Source organism: Mycolicibacterium pyrenivorans (assembly GCF_025821625.1).
Classification (GTDB): Bacteria; Actinomycetota; Actinomycetes; order Mycobacteriales; family Mycobacteriaceae; genus Mycobacterium; species Mycobacterium pyrenivorans.
Genome location: NZ_JACKSH010000221.1, coordinates 1 through 15,419, shown reverse-complemented (window position 1 = coordinate 15,419; position 15,419 = coordinate 1). Strand labels below are relative to the sequence as shown.

General features: G+C 69.9%; 15 protein-coding genes. 5 read left to right on the top strand and 10 right to left on the bottom strand.

The window, feature by feature from the left end; genetic code table 11:
- The first annotated feature begins 124 nt into the window (after window positions 1-124).
- Both cysS and rlmB read left to right on the top strand, forming a co-directional pair.
- The gene (gene cysS, locus H7I57_RS24085; protein WP_275081648.1) at window positions 125-1,516 is read left to right on the top strand and encodes a cysteine--tRNA ligase; all 1,392 of its coding nucleotides are present in this window, start codon (window positions 125-127) and stop codon (window positions 1,514-1,516) included.
- Complete coding sequence (gene rlmB / locus H7I57_RS24080) at window positions 1,516-2,457, top strand: 23S rRNA (guanosine(2251)-2'-O)-methyltransferase RlmB (protein ID WP_264026593.1); 942 nt, start codon at window positions 1,516-1,518, stop codon at window positions 2,455-2,457. The genes cysS and rlmB overlap by 1 nt, the downstream gene beginning before the upstream one ends.
- On the opposite strand, the gene H7I57_RS24075 is transcribed toward rlmB, so the two are convergent.
- The 3 genes from H7I57_RS24075 to H7I57_RS24065 are packed head-to-tail and all read right to left on the bottom strand — an operon-like array spanning window position 2,454 to window position 5,821.
- A complete protein-coding gene (locus tag H7I57_RS24075) occupies window positions 2,454-3,704 on the bottom strand; it encodes an SLC13 family permease (RefSeq protein WP_264026592.1) in 1,251 nt (416 codons plus the stop codon). The two genes, rlmB and H7I57_RS24075, sit on opposite strands and share 4 nt — an antisense overlap.
- On the bottom strand, window positions 3,695-4,609 hold the full coding sequence (locus tag H7I57_RS24070) for an MBL fold metallo-hydrolase (RefSeq protein WP_264026591.1): 915 nt from the start codon (window positions 4,607-4,609) through the stop codon (window positions 3,695-3,697). Before H7I57_RS24070 ends, H7I57_RS24075 begins: the two co-directional genes overlap by 10 nt.
- 9 nt (window positions 4,610-4,618) lie before the next feature.
- Window positions 4,619-5,821 (bottom strand): MFS transporter, encoded by a 1,203-nt coding sequence (locus H7I57_RS24065; protein WP_264026654.1) that lies wholly within the window; start codon window positions 5,819-5,821, stop codon window positions 4,619-4,621.
- 101 nt (window positions 5,822-5,922) lie between these two features.
- Here H7I57_RS24065 and H7I57_RS24060 point away from each other — a divergent pair, with 101 nt between their 5' ends.
- Entirely contained in the window at window positions 5,923-6,255 is a 333-nt protein-coding gene (locus H7I57_RS24060; protein WP_264026589.1) for an ArsR/SmtB family transcription factor, read from the top strand.
- On the opposite strand, the gene H7I57_RS24055 is transcribed toward H7I57_RS24060, so the two are convergent.
- The 4 genes from H7I57_RS24055 to H7I57_RS24040 are packed head-to-tail and all read right to left on the bottom strand — an operon-like array spanning window position 6,252 to window position 9,688.
- Window positions 6,252-7,016 carry a LamB/YcsF family protein gene (locus H7I57_RS24055; protein ID WP_264026587.1) on the bottom strand — a complete coding sequence of 255 codons (765 nt, stop codon included), beginning with the start codon at window positions 7,014-7,016 and terminating at the stop codon, window positions 6,252-6,254. The two genes, H7I57_RS24060 and H7I57_RS24055, sit on opposite strands and share 4 nt — an antisense overlap.
- A gap of 19 nt (window positions 7,017-7,035) precedes the next feature.
- Window positions 7,036-7,893, bottom strand: coding sequence for a metal ABC transporter permease (locus H7I57_RS24050; protein WP_264026585.1), 858 nt, complete (start codon window positions 7,891-7,893; stop codon window positions 7,036-7,038).
- Window positions 7,886-8,770, bottom strand: a complete 885-nt coding sequence (locus H7I57_RS24045) for a metal ABC transporter ATP-binding protein (protein WP_264026584.1) — start codon at window positions 8,768-8,770, stop codon at window positions 7,886-7,888. The genes H7I57_RS24050 and H7I57_RS24045 overlap by 8 nt, the downstream gene beginning before the upstream one ends.
- Window positions 8,771-8,779: 9 nt before the next feature.
- Window positions 8,780-9,688 carry a metal ABC transporter solute-binding protein, Zn/Mn family gene (locus H7I57_RS24040; RefSeq protein ID WP_264026582.1) on the bottom strand — a complete coding sequence of 303 codons (909 nt, stop codon included), beginning with the start codon at window positions 9,686-9,688 and terminating at the stop codon, window positions 8,780-8,782.
- 104 nt (window positions 9,689-9,792) lie between these two features.
- Here H7I57_RS24040 and H7I57_RS24035 point away from each other — a divergent pair, with 104 nt between their 5' ends.
- Complete coding sequence (locus tag H7I57_RS24035) at window positions 9,793-10,893, top strand: Rv3575c family transcriptional regulator (protein ID WP_264026580.1); 1,101 nt, start codon at window positions 9,793-9,795, stop codon at window positions 10,891-10,893.
- Here H7I57_RS24035 and H7I57_RS24030 read toward each other — a convergent pair.
- The 3 genes from H7I57_RS24030 to kstR all read right to left on the bottom strand — a co-directional run bounded on the left by H7I57_RS24030 (window position 10,835) and on the right by kstR (window position 12,944).
- Window positions 10,835-11,413, bottom strand: coding sequence for a class I SAM-dependent methyltransferase (locus H7I57_RS24030; protein WP_264026579.1), 579 nt, complete (start codon window positions 11,411-11,413; stop codon window positions 10,835-10,837). The two genes, H7I57_RS24035 and H7I57_RS24030, sit on opposite strands and share 59 nt — an antisense overlap.
- Window positions 11,414-11,480: 67 nt before the next feature.
- Complete coding sequence (otsB, locus tag H7I57_RS24025) at window positions 11,481-12,233, bottom strand: trehalose-phosphatase (protein ID WP_264026578.1); 753 nt, start codon at window positions 12,231-12,233, stop codon at window positions 11,481-11,483.
- 3 nt (window positions 12,234-12,236) lie between these two features.
- Window positions 12,237-12,944 (bottom strand): cholesterol catabolism transcriptional regulator KstR, encoded by a 708-nt coding sequence (gene kstR, locus H7I57_RS24020; protein WP_275081639.1) that lies wholly within the window; start codon window positions 12,942-12,944, stop codon window positions 12,237-12,239.
- Window positions 12,945-13,140: 196 nt separating this feature from the next.
- Between kstR and H7I57_RS24015 the strand changes: the two genes are divergently transcribed.
- The gene (locus H7I57_RS24015) at window positions 13,141-15,300 is read left to right on the top strand and encodes an acyl-CoA dehydrogenase family protein (protein ID WP_264026577.1); all 2,160 of its coding nucleotides are present in this window, start codon (window positions 13,141-13,143) and stop codon (window positions 15,298-15,300) included.
- Window positions 15,301-15,419: the final 119 nt, after the last annotated feature.

The following is a 15,419-nucleotide window of genomic DNA, read 5'->3' as shown; positions in this document are numbered from 1 at the left end:
AGCCGGCCGACACCGACGAGCGCTCGCGCGAGGAGCCGGCCAACACCGAAGTGGTCGGCGATGACGATCAGGCCTGAACAGGCCGGTAAGCTGGCCCGTCGTGACCGAACGCCCCGCATCTGTCATGCGTCTGCATGACACCTTGTCTGGCGGTGTGCGCGATTTCGCGCCACTGCGGCCCGGCCACGTCTCGATCTACCTGTGCGGGGCGACGGTGCAGGGTCTGCCGCACATCGGCCACGTCCGCAGCGGCGTCGCGTTCGACGTCCTGCGCCGGTGGCTGACGGCCAAGGGATTCGACGTCGCGTTCATCCGCAACGTCACCGACATCGACGACAAGATCCTCAACAAGGCCGCCGACGCCGGTCGTCCGTGGTGGGAGTGGGCGGCGACCTACGAGCGCGCGTTCACGGCCGCGTACGACGCCCTCGGGGTGCTTCCGCCGTCGGCGGAGCCGAGGGCGACCGGCCACATCACCCAGATGGTCGAGCTGATCGAGAGCCTGATCGACCGGGGACACGCCTACACCGGGGGAGGGGACGTGTACTTCGACGTCGGCACCCTCCCCGATTACGGCAAGCTCTCCGGGCACCGGATCGACGACGTGCACCAGGGGGAGGGCGTCGCGTCGGGCAAGCGCGACCAGCACGACTTCACGTTGTGGAAGGGCGCCAAACCGGGTGAGCCGTCCTGGCCGACGCCGTGGGGGCGCGGACGTCCGGGTTGGCACACCGAGTGCGTCGCGATGTGCCAGGCCTACCTCGGCGCGGAGTTCGACATCCACGCGGGCGGAATGGATCTGGTCTTCCCGCATCACGAGAACGAGATCGCGCAGGCCGAAGCCGCCGGAGACAGGTTCGCCCGGTTCTGGCTGCACAACGGCTGGGTCACCATGGGTGGCGAGAAGATGAGCAAGTCGCTGGGCAACGTCCTCGCGATACCGGCTGTGCTGCAACGGGTCCGGGCCGCCGAGCTGCGTTACTACCTGGGAAGTGCGCACTACCGGTCCATGTTGGAGTTCTCCGAGAACGCGCTGCAGGACGCGGCCAAGGCCTATGCCGGTATCGAGGACTTCCTCCACCGGGTGCGCAGCCGGGTCGGCGCGGTGGTGCCGGGTCAGTGGACGCCGAGGTTCGGCGCAGCGCTCGACGACGACCTCGCGGTTCCGGCCGCCCTCGCCGAGGTTCACGCCGCCCGCGCCGAGGGCAATCGCGCGCTCGACGCGGGTGACCACGACGCCGCACTGGCCCACGCGATGTCGATCCGCGCGATGATGGGGATCCTCGGCGCGGACCCGCTGGACGAGCGTTGGGAGTCGCGCGACGAGACGTCGGCGGCGCTGGCCGCGGTGGACGTGCTCGTGCATGCCGAGGTACGCAGGCGTGAGGACGCGAGGCTGCGCCGCGACTGGGCGGAGGCCGACGCCATCCGCGATCGGCTCAAAGAGGCAGGAATCGAGGTCACCGACACCGCTGACGGTCCTCAGTGGTCGCTACTAGACGGGTCGGACAAGTAATGGCTGGCAACTCCCAACGGCGGGGCGCCGTACGGAAAACGGGCACCAAGAAGGGACCGACCGTCGGCTCCGGCGGGGTTCGCCGCCGCGGGCTCGAGGGCAAGGGCGCCACCCCGCCCGCACATCAGCGGCCCCACCACCCGGCGGGCAAGCGGGCCGCCCAGACCGCCCGCAAGCAGCAGGGCAGGCACAAGAAAACCGACGACACCGAGATCGTCCTCGGTCGTAATCCGGTGCTGGAGTGTCTGCGTGCCGACGCGCCGGCGACCGCACTGTATGTGGCGCTGGGCGCGGATTCCGACGAGCGGCTCACCGAGGCCGTGCAGATCGCCGCCGACAAGGGGATCTCGATCCTCGAGGTGCCTCGCCACGACCTGGACCGGATCGCGGCCAACGGCATGCACCAGGGGCTGGCCCTGCAGGTGCCGCCGTACGACTACGCGCATCCCGACGACCTGCTGGCACAGGCGAAAAGTGAGGCGGCACAGCCGCTTCTGGTGGCGCTGGACAACATCTCCGACCCCCGCAACCTCGGTGCCATCATCCGGTCGGTCGCGGCGTTCGGCGGGCACGGTGTGCTGATCCCGCAGCGCAGGTCGGCGTCGGTGACCGCCGTCGCGTGGCGCACCAGTGCGGGGGCGGCCGCCAGGCTGCGCGTCGCGCGGGCGACGAACCTCAACCGGACGCTGCAGCAGTGGGGTGATGCGGGCCTGCAGATCGTCGGACTCGACGCCGGCGGGGACACCGAGATCGACGCGATCGACGGTGCCGGCCCGATCGTGGTCGTGGTCGGCTCGGAGGGCAAGGGGTTGTCCCGGCTGGTCCGGGAGAACTGCGACGCCGTCGTCTCGATTCCGATGGCGGGGCCCACCGAGTCGCTCAACGCGTCGGTCGCCGCGGGCGTGGTGCTGGCCGAGATCGCGCGCCAGCGCCGGACCTAGAGCCCGACCAGCTGGACTCCCGCCCACAGTCCCAGGACCGCCGCGATCAACACCACAGGCGTGGTCAGCAAGCCGACGCGACTGAACTCGCCGAAACCGGCGTCGCCGTCACCGGAGTCCCTTCGCACCACCGCGCGCCACAACAGGTTCGCCAGTGAACCGATGTAGGTCAGGTTCGGGCCGACGTTCACCCCGATCAACACCGCCAGCACCGCTGCCGGCCCAGCCCCCGTCACCAACGGCAGCAGCACCAGAACGGCGGGCAGGTTGTTGACCACGTTGGACAGCACCGCGGCCACGGCCGCGATCCCGAGCAGCGCGAGCAGGCCTGTGCCGTCCGGGATCATCCGCTGCATCGCCGATCCCAGCCCGTTGCTCATTACGGCGTTCACGACGATGCCCAGGCACAACACGAAGGCCAGGAACGGGGTGTCGACCGCGGCCGCGATCCTCGTGATCGACGTGCGCCGGTGGGCGAGGCCGCGCACCCCCAGCACCGCCGCCCCGGCCAGCGCGGCCCATGCGGGGGAGAAGCCGAGCAGCGAGGTCGCCGCGAAGCCGGCCAGGGTCAGGCCGAGGACGACGAGGGTGAACACCGGCAGCTCGATCGGCCCTGTGACCACATCCTGTCGCGGCCTCACCACCAGATCCTTGGCGAAAACCCAACGCAGCAACACAAATTCGGTGACGACGGCAGCAAGCCAGGGAAGCGTCATGACCGCTGCGAAGTGAACGAACGTCAACCCGGCCGCGCTGAACGCCAGCAGGTTCGTCAGGTTGGACACCGGCAGAAGCAGGGACCCGCTGTTGGCCAGATGGGCGGTGGCGTAGGCGTGCGGTTTGGCAGGCACGGCGAGCGTCCGGGCGGTCGCCAGGACCACCGGCGTCAGCAGCACGACGGTGGCGTCCAGGCTCAGGATCGCCGTGACCGCGGCGGCAACGGCGAACACCGAAGCCAGCAGCCGGTTCTGGCTGCCCGAAGTGGCCCGTGCCATCGCCACGCCAGCCGCGTGGAAGAGGCCGTCGTCGTCACACAGGCGCGCGAGCACCAGCACCGCGGCGAGGAAGCCCACCACGGGCAGCAGTTCGACCACTTCGCCGAGTGCCTCCCGCCAGGAGATCGCACCGGCGGCGAGGACCACGCCGGCTGCGGGCACCGCGACGACGGCCTCGGGCCATCCGTGTGGCCGGGCGAGCGCGAATGCGAGCACCGCGACGAGCGCGACCAGCGCCAGCGTCAGCTCCACGGATCGTCGCGCCGCCACAGCGTGGGCAGGTGCAGTGCGACATCGTCGTCGGCGGCCAGCCGGGTCAGCACGGCAATCGAGACGTCGAGATCGTCGGCGGCATAGGGCAACGCGCGCAACGGCTTGTCCAGCGGCCGGAAGAAGTCGTCCCAGTGGGTCAGCACCACCCGGCGCGCACCGACCATCCTGACCGTCTGTGCCCAGTACTCGGTGAGGTAGCTCTGCGGCTGCAGCCCGAGTTGGCCGACGCCCAGGTAGACCACGTCGGCGCGCAGGCCGGCCAGTGCGTCCGGCACGTATCCGGCGCTGCCGACGATCAGCAGCGCGCGTCCGGTGGGGCGGTGGCGCACATGCATCGACCACGCCTCGCCGCACCGGTAGGCCGATGCCCTGGCCGGGGGAACGACCGCAGCGGTGATGCTGCCGGGGAAGCGATCCGGGGGGCAGTGACTGCCCTCGATCAGCGTGATGTCGTAGGTGCCCGCGGTGACGGGTTCGCCGGATCCGACGACCTCGACGCGTTCGAGGCCGTGTCCGCGCCCGATGAGGGCGGCCGACGTCCCACCGACAAGGCGGGCACCGGTGCGCCGGGCGACCTCTGCGGAGTCCATCGCGTGGTCGTAATGGGTGTGCACCGGCACGACCGCCTCGAGACGATCCACCCCCAGCCGGGACAGTCCGGCGTCGATCCGTGCGCGCGACGACCTCAGCGGGCGGGCGGCCACAGTCAGAAGGCTTGGCCGGGAGAAGAATCCGTCGGTCATCACCGCCGAGCCGCCGTCGTCGAGGAGCAGCGTCGTGACGCCGCCCCAGGCGACGGTGAGCGGGCTCGTCGGTGATGCGGGAGGAACGTCGAAGCGAGTGGAGTAGTTCGCCAGATCGGGCCTGCCGAGCGTGATGCGCACGTCGCCACCTTAGGGTGTGCGGGCCGCCCTGGTGCTGCGCAACCCGGCGACCGCGGCGCCGAGGCAGGCGGCGGCGACGGTGCCCGCGAACCACGGGAACACCGCGGCGATATCCCACCGGGTCGCGGCCCACCCTGCGACGAGGGTCGGCACCGCCATGGCCGTGTAGGCCAGCAGATAGAACGCCGACATCGTCTCGCCGCGCCGGCCCGCAGGCACGACGTCGGCCAGGTGGCGCAGCGACCCGCCGAAACCCAGCCCGAACGTCGCGCCGAGCAGGGCCGCGGCGACGAACACCAGCTGCCACTGGTGGGTCAGCAGCACCGGAATCGTGAGCAGCAGGGACACCGCCATACCGACGTCACCGATGATCGCCGCGTATCTCGCGGGCACCCGGGTCGCCGCCAGCTGTGCCAGCGCTGCGGCGAAGGCGGTGGCGCCGACGACACCGCCGCCGAAGACGAGGTTGTCGATATGGGTCTGCCGCGCCGCCAGCGACGGGTACAGCGACAGCAGCACACCGAGCACCGACCAGGACGCCATGACGCCCAGCGCCGAGAACCAGAAATCGGCGCGGATCTCCTGGGGCACGGCGGGTCTGGCGATCCGGATGGGGCCGCGGGTGCGCTCGGTGTGCGGTTCCCGCAGCGCCAGCACGCCGACGCCGACCACCAGGCAGATGACCGCCACCACCGCGTAGGGCGTCCGCAGTGGATGCGGCGCGTACTGGGCCAGAAGCGCCGACCCGATGATCGCCACGGTCATCCCGATGTTGAAGCTCACCCCGCTGAGCTGACCCGCGCGTACCCCGTGGTCCGGTCTCAGGTCCAGCAGTGCCGCCGCGCCCGCGACCACGATCGAGCCGACGGCGGCGCCGTGGATGGTCCGGGCGAGCAGCAGCATGGCCATGTTGTCGGCGATCAGGAAGACGCCCAGCCCGACCAGCAGGGCGGCCAGCGCCCCGAGAAGCACCGGCTTGCGGCCGACGACGTCGGAGATCTTGCCCGACACGAGGACCGCCGCGAGCGCCGCGAGCGCGTACACGGCGAAGACGATCGTGGTGGCGAGAGGGGACAGGCGCCAGTTGGCTTCGTAGATGCCGTACAGCGGCGCGGGCAGCCCCGACACCCCGAGTGCCACGCCGCTCAGGACCAGCAGGAGCGGATAGGCCCACCGCTGCGTCTCGGGGATCGAACGGTCGATCGCCACCATCGTGGTGTCACCTCCCGCCGAGTCGGTTTGACAGACATCGAACTCGACCGAGCGTACGCTCGGTTCGACGGACATCAAACCTCTCGTGGTGAAGGACACTCATGGCCGACGATGTGCTCGACGCCGACAAGGCCGTGCGCCCGGTCGGTTCGGTGCAGCAGGTGCTCGGCGCGATCCATGATCCCGTCCGCCTCGAGATCGTCCGCCGCCTCCACAACGCGGATGCTCCCCTGCAGTGCGGTGCGCTCTACGACGGCATCAACAAGTCGACCGCGACCCACCACTTCAAGATCCTGCGCGAGGCCGGCGTCATCGAGCGGCTGGTGATCGACGGCCTCACCTACCAGCGGCTGCGCCGCGACGACGTCGAGGCCGCGATCCCGGGGTTGCTCGACAGCGTGGTGCGCAGCGCTAACAGGGACGCTGCGCGCTAACTGAACGGCGCCACGCTCACGCCGTCTGCCGTCAGCCGTTCGCGTACCGCGCGGGCGATCTGCACGGCATCCGGCGAGTCACCGTGTACGCAGACCGATTCGAAGCGGACCGCGATGGTGGACCCGTCCACCGCCGTGATCCGCCCGGTCTTGACCATGGATGCGACGCGCTCGCAGATCTCGGTGACGTCGGAGAGCACCGCGTTGTGTTCGCGGCGCGAGACGAGCTGGCCGTCGGGTTGATATGCCCGGTCGGCGAACGCCTCGGCGACCGTGCGGAGTCCCAGCCGCTCGGCGTGCCTGAAGAACACCGATCCGGCCGTGCCGAGTACCGGCAGCTCGGGATCGACGGTGTGTACCGCCTCGGCCACCGCCCTGGCCTGAGATTCGTGGCTGACGATTGTGTTGTACAGGGCGCCATGGGGTTTGACGTAGCTCAGCACCGAACCCGCGGCCCGCGCGAGTGCCTGCAGAGCGCCGATCTGATAGATGATCTCGGCGGTCAGCTCGTCGGGTGGCACGTCGATGAAACGGCGGCCGAAGCCCGCGAGGTCGCGGTAGCCCACCTGCGCGCCGATGCGGACACCGCGCTGGGCAGCGGCGTGGCAGGCGCGCGCCAGGGTGGCGGCGTCGCCGGCGTGGAAACCGCAGGCGATGTTGGCGCTGGTGACGGTGTCGAGCATCGCGTCGTCGTCTCCGAGGCGCCACACCCCGAAGCTCTCGCCGAGGTCTGCGTTCAGATCGATGGTCGGTGCCGCCATGGCAACAAGCCTAGGTCGCTCAGCCCACCCGACGGCGGCTACCGATCAACCAGCACACCAGGAAGATCGCGAACGAGATGGTCGTGACGAAGACCGATACCGGCACCCCCGGTGCCAGCGAGAGCACGATGCCGCCGACGGCGGCGATCTCGGCGAAGATCACCGATGCGGCCATCACCCGCAGTGGAGAGGTGAACACCCGCGCCGCCGCGGCGGCGGGGGTGATCAGCAGCGACATCACCAGCAGGGCCCCGACGATCTGCACCCCCTGGGCCGCGGTCACGCCGACGAGCGCCGCGAACACGATGCCGAGTCCGCGCACCGGTACGCCGCGCCCGGCAGCGACATCGGGATCGACGGTGGCGAACAGCAGCGGCCGGTACGACACGGCCAGCACCATCACCACCAGCACGGTGACGGTGGCGAGCAGGGCCAGCCCCGAGTAGCCGACGCCGACGATCTGCCCGGTGAGCAGCGCGAAGCTGGTGCCGGTGCGGCCGGGGTAGAGGTGGATGAACAGCACGGCCAGGCCGAGCCCGAAGGCCAGCACGACGCCGATCGCCGAATCCCGTTCCCGCGCACGCTGTCCCAGGATGCCGAACAAGACGGCGGCCAGCGCGGAACCCAGAAGGGCGCCGACACCGATGTTGAAGCCGGCGAGCAACGCGAACGCCGCGCCGGTGAGCGACAACTCGCTGGACCCGTGCACCGCGAACGACATCTGGCGCATCACGATCATCGGTCCGATCACGCCCGACACCAGGGCCAGCAGCGCCGAGGCGAGCAGCGCCTGCTGCACGAAGTCGCGGCTGAGCAGGTCTGCGGTGATGTCGAAGGCGAAGAACTTCGACAGCAGGTGGTCGAGTTTCTCAGTCATGGCCGTGTCCGCGGGCGTCGTCGATGTGGTCGTGCACGTGGTCGTGCACGTGGTCATCGAAATGGTCGTGGTGGTACTGGCTCTGGTCGCCGACGACGATGTACCGCCCGCCGATCTTGACGACCTCGATGTCGGAGCGGTACAGCTCGGACAGCGTCTCCGACGTCATGACCTCCTCCACGGTGCCGATCCGGAAGCGCCCGTCGACCAGGTAGAGCACCCGGTCGACGTACGGCAGGACCGGATCGACCTCGTGGGTGACGAATAGGACCGCGGTGTCGGCCTCCTGGCGGCGCCGGTCGATCAGTGCGCAGACCAGACGGGCATTCGCCGGATCGAGGTTGAGCAGCGGTTCGTCGCAGAGCAGCAGCAGCGGGTCGGTCACCAGCGCCTGGGCGACGCGCATGCGCTGTTGCTCGCCGCCCGACATCACCCCCACCGGGACGTGCGCGAGGTGCCCGCCGTTGACCTGGGCGAGTGCGCGCCGCACCGCGTCGCGTTTGGTGCTGCGGGCCGCGCGGCCCCAGCCGGCCACGCCCCAGCGATGTCCGTCGTAGCCGAGCGCGACGAGGTCCGAGCCCCGCAGTGCCAGTCCCCGATCGAGGGACCGGTGTTGGGGCACATAGCCGATGTCGTCGCTGCCGGACGTGACCGGCCGGCCCGCGACGGCGACGGCGCCCGCGCTCAGCGGCAACTGCCCGAGCAGTACCTTGAGCAACGACGTCTTGCCGGTGCCGTTGGGGCCGAGCACGGCGATGAACTCGCCGGCGCGGACGACCAGATCGAGGCCGTCCCACAGGACGCGTTCGCCGAACGCGAGGCGAGCACTGTCGAGCGAGACGACCTCGTCCGGGTCATCGCGTGGCTTGGGGGGCACAGGGAGCGATTATCGGCTTGTCTGCGGCGCGCTATCCAGTTGGGTCGCGATCTCGTCGACCGTCGCCCGCTGCCAGCTCAGGTAGTCGAGGCCCTCTGGAAGCGTCTCGGTGACCTCGATGAGCGGCAGTGAGGCCTGTCGCGCGGCCTCCGAGATCTGTTTGGTCGCAGATGTTTCGGTTTGGGTGTTGACCACGACAGCCGACACCTGGCGGTCGTTGACGAGGTCGAGCATCGCAGCCACGTCGGCGGGCGAGGGATCGTCGCCCTCCTCTACGGCGTCGGCGAACGTCTCCGGCGTCTTGTCGGTGATTCCGGCGTTGCGCAGGGCGTAGTAGGCGACGGGCTCGGTCGACACCACCGATGCTCCGGGGTGCGCTTGGCCGACCGCACGCTGCGCCGCGGCGATGGTGTCGAGTTCCTGGCCGAACCGCTCCGCGTTGGCGGTGTAGTCGGCGGCGTGGGCGGCGTCGGACTCGCCGAGCTTCTCGGCGATGCTGTCGGCCACCGCCTTGACGGTGCCGAGGTCGTAGAAGACGTGCTCGTTGGCGGGCTGCTGCGAGGGCGCCAGCAGTGAGTAGCCGTCGACCGTCGGCACATCGGGGTTGCTCGCGAGGACCTCCTCGACCCAGTGGTCGTAGTGGCCGCCGTTGAAGACCACCAGGGAGGCGTCGGAGATGTTCGCGGCGTCACTGGGGCTGGCCTCGAAGGAGTGCGGGTCGGCGACCGTCCCCGTGACGATGGAGGTCACCGTCGCATGGCCGCCGGCCACGGCACTGGCCACGCTGCCCCACACGTCGGTGGAGGCCACAACGTTCACCGAGGCTTGGTCGCTGTCGGGGCCTTTCTGCTCCTGTGAGCAACCGGCGACAGCGACCGTCAGCAGGGCGGCCGCTCCCGCGGCGACGAGGGCACGCATACACATCTCCTAATACAAATGAAAACCGTTTCCAATAACTATAGCCCATGCGGGGTGCTGTGCCTCGCGGTCCGGGGCCACCCCATCCACTAACGTCAATTGGCATGTCAAGAAGCCCGACGCCGCGGCGGCGGGCGACCCTGGCCTCGCTCGCCGCCGAGCTCAAGGTTTCGCGGACCACCGTCTCCAACGCCTACAACCGGCCCGATCAGTTGTCGGCCGAGCTTCGTGAGCGCGTGCTGTCCACCGCCAAGCGGCTCGGCTACCCGGGCCCGGACCCCGTGGCCCGTTCGCTGCGCACCCGCAAGGCGGGCGCGGTGGGGCTGGTGATCACCGAGCCGCTGAACTACTCCTTCAGCGATCCCGCGGCACTGGATTTTGTTGCGGGCCTTGCCGAATCGTGTGAAGCGGCCGGTCAGGGCCTGCTCCTGGTCGCGGTCGGTCCCAATCGCAGCGTCTCCGACGGATCTGCGGCCGTCCTGGCGGCCGGGGTGGACGGGTTCGTGGTGTACTCGGCCTCCGACGACGACCCCTATCTGCCCGCGGTGCTGCAACGGCATCTGCCCGTCGTCGTGGTGGACCAGCCCAAGGACGTTCCCGGCGTATCGCGGGTGTGCATCGACGACCGCGCGGCGATGCGCAGCCTCGCCGAACATGTTGTGGAACTCGGTCACCGGGAGATCGGACTGCTGACGATGCGCCTCGGCCGCGACTGGCCGCACGGTGGACCCGAACCGGCGGTGGCCGACCCGGAGCGGGTGCAGACCCCGCACTTCCACGTCCAGAGCGAGCGGATCCGGGGCGTGCACGACGCGATGTCGGCCGCGGGTCTCGACCCGGAGTCGCTGACCGTGGTCGAGAGCTACGAACATCTGAGCACGTCGGGCGGTGCGGGTGCCGACATCGCGCTGGAGGCCAATCCCCGGATCACCGCGTTGATGTGCACGGCCGACGTCCTCGCGCTGTCCGCGATGGACCATCTGCGTGCCCGGGGAATCTATGTGCCCGGGCAGATGACGGTGACCGGTTTCGACGGCGTGCCCGACGCGCTGCAGCGCGGCTTGACCACCGTGGTGCAGCCCAGCGTCGAGAAGGGGCGCCGCGCAGGCGAACTGCTGCACCACCCGCCGCGTTCGGGTCTGCCGGTCATCGAGGTGCTCGAGACCGAGGTGGTTCGGGGCCGGACGTCAGGCCCGCCTGCGTGACGCGAGCAGCACGTCGTCGTGGCTGAGGTAGTCGGTGATGTCGAACCCGAATGACTTCGCCTTCTCCGCGTCCACGTCGGCGTGGTGCACGACGAGCAGCGTGCCCCCGGGCGCAACGGCCGCGAGAAGTGCCCGCTGCGCGTCGCGCCCAGGCGAGTGACGCAGCGCGGGGGTAGTGTGCGGCCACCAGGTCGAAGCCGCCGGCGGGCAATGGCGCGTCCTCGAGTCGGGCACACACCCACTCCACGTGGACACCGGCTTGCCGACCTGCCCGGGCCGCGCGGTCGAGCACCACCTGTGACACGTCCAGCGCCGTCACCTTCCAGCCCTGGCCGGCAAGCCAGATGGCGTCACCCCCTGTGCCGCAGCCGATTTCGAGCGCCCGACTGGGTGTGAGATCGCGCGCCGCAGTGATCAGCACCTGGTTGGGCCTGCCGTCGGGGATCTTGGCGCCGAGTGAGGTGTACCGCTCATCCCATTCGGCGGCCAGAGCGCCGGCCACATCTGCAGAATCTGCCATGACCATCAGCTTGAACGACGACTCGCGCGACGCCAAGAGGAGTTGCCGATCTGACAAACCGCCGGGGTCAGCCGAATGTCCGCCGCACGTCGAGCAGGTAGCTCAACGCCGAAGCGACGTCGTCCGGCGCGTCGATGCGGAAGCCGGCCAGCGTGTCGCCGGGCCCCACCTTGACCCCGACGTCGCCCTCGCGCAGGCGCCGGAACGCCTTCTCGTCGGTGACGTCGTCGCCGAAGAACACCACCGCCGACGCCTCGTGGCGCTCGCGCAGGATGTCGATTGCCTCGCCCTTGTCGGTCGAGATCACCGCGAACTCGAGGACGGCCTTACCCGCGGTGGTATGGGCGTCCCAGGTCTCGGAGGCCGAGCGTGCCTCCCGCAGCGCGGACTCACCGTCGGCGGCAGTGGCGTTGCGCACGTGCAACGCGACGCTGGCGGGCTTCGTCTCCACGGTCACCCCCGGCTTGCCCGACGCGATCGAGTGCAGGGTGTCGGTGATCGCCTGCAACAGCTCCAGGTCGATGTCGTGGGCGAACCCCGACGCGAACTCGGCGCCGTGGCTGCCGACAAGGTGCACCGTCGAGGGCATCGACGACAACACCCGCAGGTCACGCAGCGCACGCCCGGAGATCAGTGCGGCGGCGGTCGACGGCAGTTCGGCGAGCTCGGCGAGTGCCCGCCCGGCCTCCGGCAACGGCCGGGCGTCGGCCGGGTTGTTGACGATGGGTGCCAGCGTGCCGTCGAAGTCGGAGGTGACCAGCAGTCGCGGAACGGTGGCCGCCAGATCGAGAGCGGTCGACAACTCCGGCGGCAGGCCCACGGGCTAGATCTTAGGCTCGTCGCCGTCTCCGATGAGCAACCGCACGGCCAGGTCGAGCCGCTTGGCGACATCGGTGGCCGAGGCCCGCCGCGTCAGCCAGGCCAGCAGGTTGGAAAGCCACACGTCGGAGATCACCCGGGCGATGTGGTACTGGTCCTCGGTGGGCTCTCCGTCGCTCATCGCGCGGGCGAACATCGAGTCCATCAGCTTGCCGACGTGGTCCACCTCGCCGGCGGCCGACGCGTCGGCGAAGACGAACGCGCGCGTCATCGCCTCGGTGAGCAGCGGGTTGCGCTGCATCGCCCGGTTGAGCTTGCCGACCATGATGTTGAGCCGCTGATAGGCGGTGGCGCCCGCCGACAGCGCGGCCCGGTCGGTCTTGGCGTCGATGCGCTCGAACTCGCGGCCCAGCGCGGACACCAGCAGGTGGACCTTCGACGGGAAGTACCGGTACAGGGTTCCCACCGCGACGTCGGCACGTTCGGCCACGGCCCGCATCTGGACGGCTTCGTAGCCGCCCTTGGACGCGATCGCGAGGGTGGCGTCCAGGATGCGCTTGCGTCGCTCGCGCTGCGCCTCGGATCCCAGTTCGGACTCGGCCAGCACCGACACGTTCATCACCCGACGCGGTCGGGACTCGGGATCGGTGGACCCGGTGCCGCGCGCAGGTGTCGGTGAGTTCGCGGCTGACAGCTCAGACGTCCCGGACATGCGACGAGCGACTCCTTCGTGATGCGGTCACGCTGAAAACGATACGCATGCCGGTCTCGAATTTCTCACCTCTGTGCCCTGCAGACCCCGGCGTGCCCTGCTGCGATGGCGGTCGACTTGACGGTCCAACGCTGGCACTATTAGAACACGTTCTAGTGGGAAGCACGGTCTTCTCGCCCAAACGCTAGGAGTCCTGGTGTCGGCCCAATCATTGAAAACCTCGGCGACCATCACCGATGAGCAGTCCGCCGCGCGCGAACTGGTCCGGAGCTGGGCCTCCGGGTCCGGCGCGGTGGACGCAGCGCGCGACGTGGAGCAGGGGGACCCGGCCGGGTGGCGGGCTCCCTACACGGGTCTGGCGCAACTAGGGATCTTCGGGGTGGCGCTGCCTGAGGAGCACGGCGGCGCCGACGGCACGGTGGCCGACCTCTGCGCGATGGTCGACGAAGCGGCGGCGGCGTTGGTGCCGGGCCCAGTGGCGACGACGGCGCTGGCCACCCTCGTGCTGGACGGCTCCCACGTCGAGTTGCTCGAGGCCCTGGCGTCGGGTGAGCGCACCGCCGGGATCACGTTGACCGCCGAGCTGTCCTACGCCGACGGCCGCGTGTCGGGGAGCGCGCCCTACGTGCTCGGCGCGGACTCCGCAGGGGTGTTGCTGGTGCCGGCCGGTCAGCACTGGTTGCTGGTTGACGCCGCCGCGGGCGGGGTGACCGTGGAGCCGCTGAAGGCCACCGATTTCTCCCGCCCGCTGGCGCGGGTGGTGTTCGACGGCGCAGCCGCCGAGGAGGTGACGATGCCCGCGCAGCGCGTCGTCGATCTGGCGGCGACGGTCCTGGCCGCCGAGGCGGCGGGGTTGGCCCGCTGGCTGCTCGAGACCGCGACCGAGTACGCGAAGGTCCGTGAACAGTTCGGCAAACCGATCGGCAGTTTCCAGGCGATCAAGCACATGTGCGCCGAGATGCTGCTGCGTTCCGAGCAGGTATCCGTTGCGGCCGCGGACGCCGCCCGTGCCGCGGGTGAAGACGACGACGACCAGCTCTCGATCGCCGCGGCGCTCGCGGCGTCGGTGGGAATCGAGGCCGCCAAGGCGAATGCCAAGGACTGCATCCAGGTGCTCGGCGGGATCGGGATCACCTGGGAGCACGATGCGCACCTCTATCTGCGGCGCGCATACGGCATCGCGCAGTTCCTCGGCGGCCGCTCGCGATGGCTTCGGCGGGTGGCGGCCCTGACACAGCAGGGCGTCCGCAGGGCATTGCAGATCGACCTGGCCTCGGTGGCCGACCTGCGTCCCGAGATCGCTTCCGCGGTGGCCGAAGTCGCCGCAACAGCCGAGGAGAAGCGCCAGATCGCGCTCGCCGAGACCGGCCTGCTGGCACCGCACTGGCCGCGGCCCTACGGGCGGGCCGCGGGCCCGGCCGAGCAGCTGCTGATCGACCAGGAACTGGCGGCCGCCGGCGTCGCGCGCCCCGACCTGGTGATCGGCTGGTGGGCGGTGCCGACGATCCTCGAACACGGCAGCCCGCAGCAGGTCGAGCAGTTCGTGCCCGCGACGTTGCGGGGCGAGTTGACCTGGTGCCAGCTGTTCAGCGAGCCCGGCGCGGGATCGGATCTCGCCGCGCTGCGCACCAAAGCCGTTCGGGCCGAGGGCGCGAACGCGAGCGGCGCCAAGGTCTCCGGTTGGAAGCTCACCGGGCAGAAGGTGTGGACGTCGGCTGCGCAGAAGGCGCACTGGGGTGTCTGCCTGGCCCGGACCGACCCGGATGCCCCGAAGCACAAGGGCATCACCTATTTCCTGATCGACATGAAGTCACCGGGCATCGTGATTCGGCCGCTGCGTGAGATCACCGGCGACGAACTTTTCAACGAGGTGTTCTTCGACGACGTGTTCGTGCCCGACGAGATGGTGGTCGGCCAGGTCAACGACGGCTGGCGGTTGGCGCGCACCACGCTGGCCAACGAGCGCGTCGCGATGGCTCAGGGCACCGCGCTGGGCAACCCGATGGAAGAGCTGCTGCGTGTCGTCGCCGAGCTGGAATTCGATGGCGCCCAACAAGATCGGCTCGGGACGTTGATCGTCACTGCGCAGGTGGGCTCGCTGCTCGACCAGCGCATCGCCCAGCTCGCCGTCGTCGGCCAGGATCCCGGCCCGCAGGCCAGCGCGCGCAAGCTCATCGGCGTGCGTTACCGGCAGGCCCTCGCCGAGTTCCGGATGGACCTGTCCGAGGGCGCAGGCGCGGTCGAGAACCAGCAGGTGCACGACTTCCTCAACACCCGCTGCCTGACGATCGCGGGCGGCACCGAGCAGATCCTGCTGACCATGGCGGGGGAGCGGTTGCTGGGCCTGCCGCGCTGAGCTAGTTGAACGCCGCGCTGAGCTAGGAGCGTGGGTCAGTAACGCTTCGAGGGGGTCGGGGCGTCGAATGTGCACATAGATCGCGTTCGAGGTGATTTGCGTGATCTGTGTGCACGCTG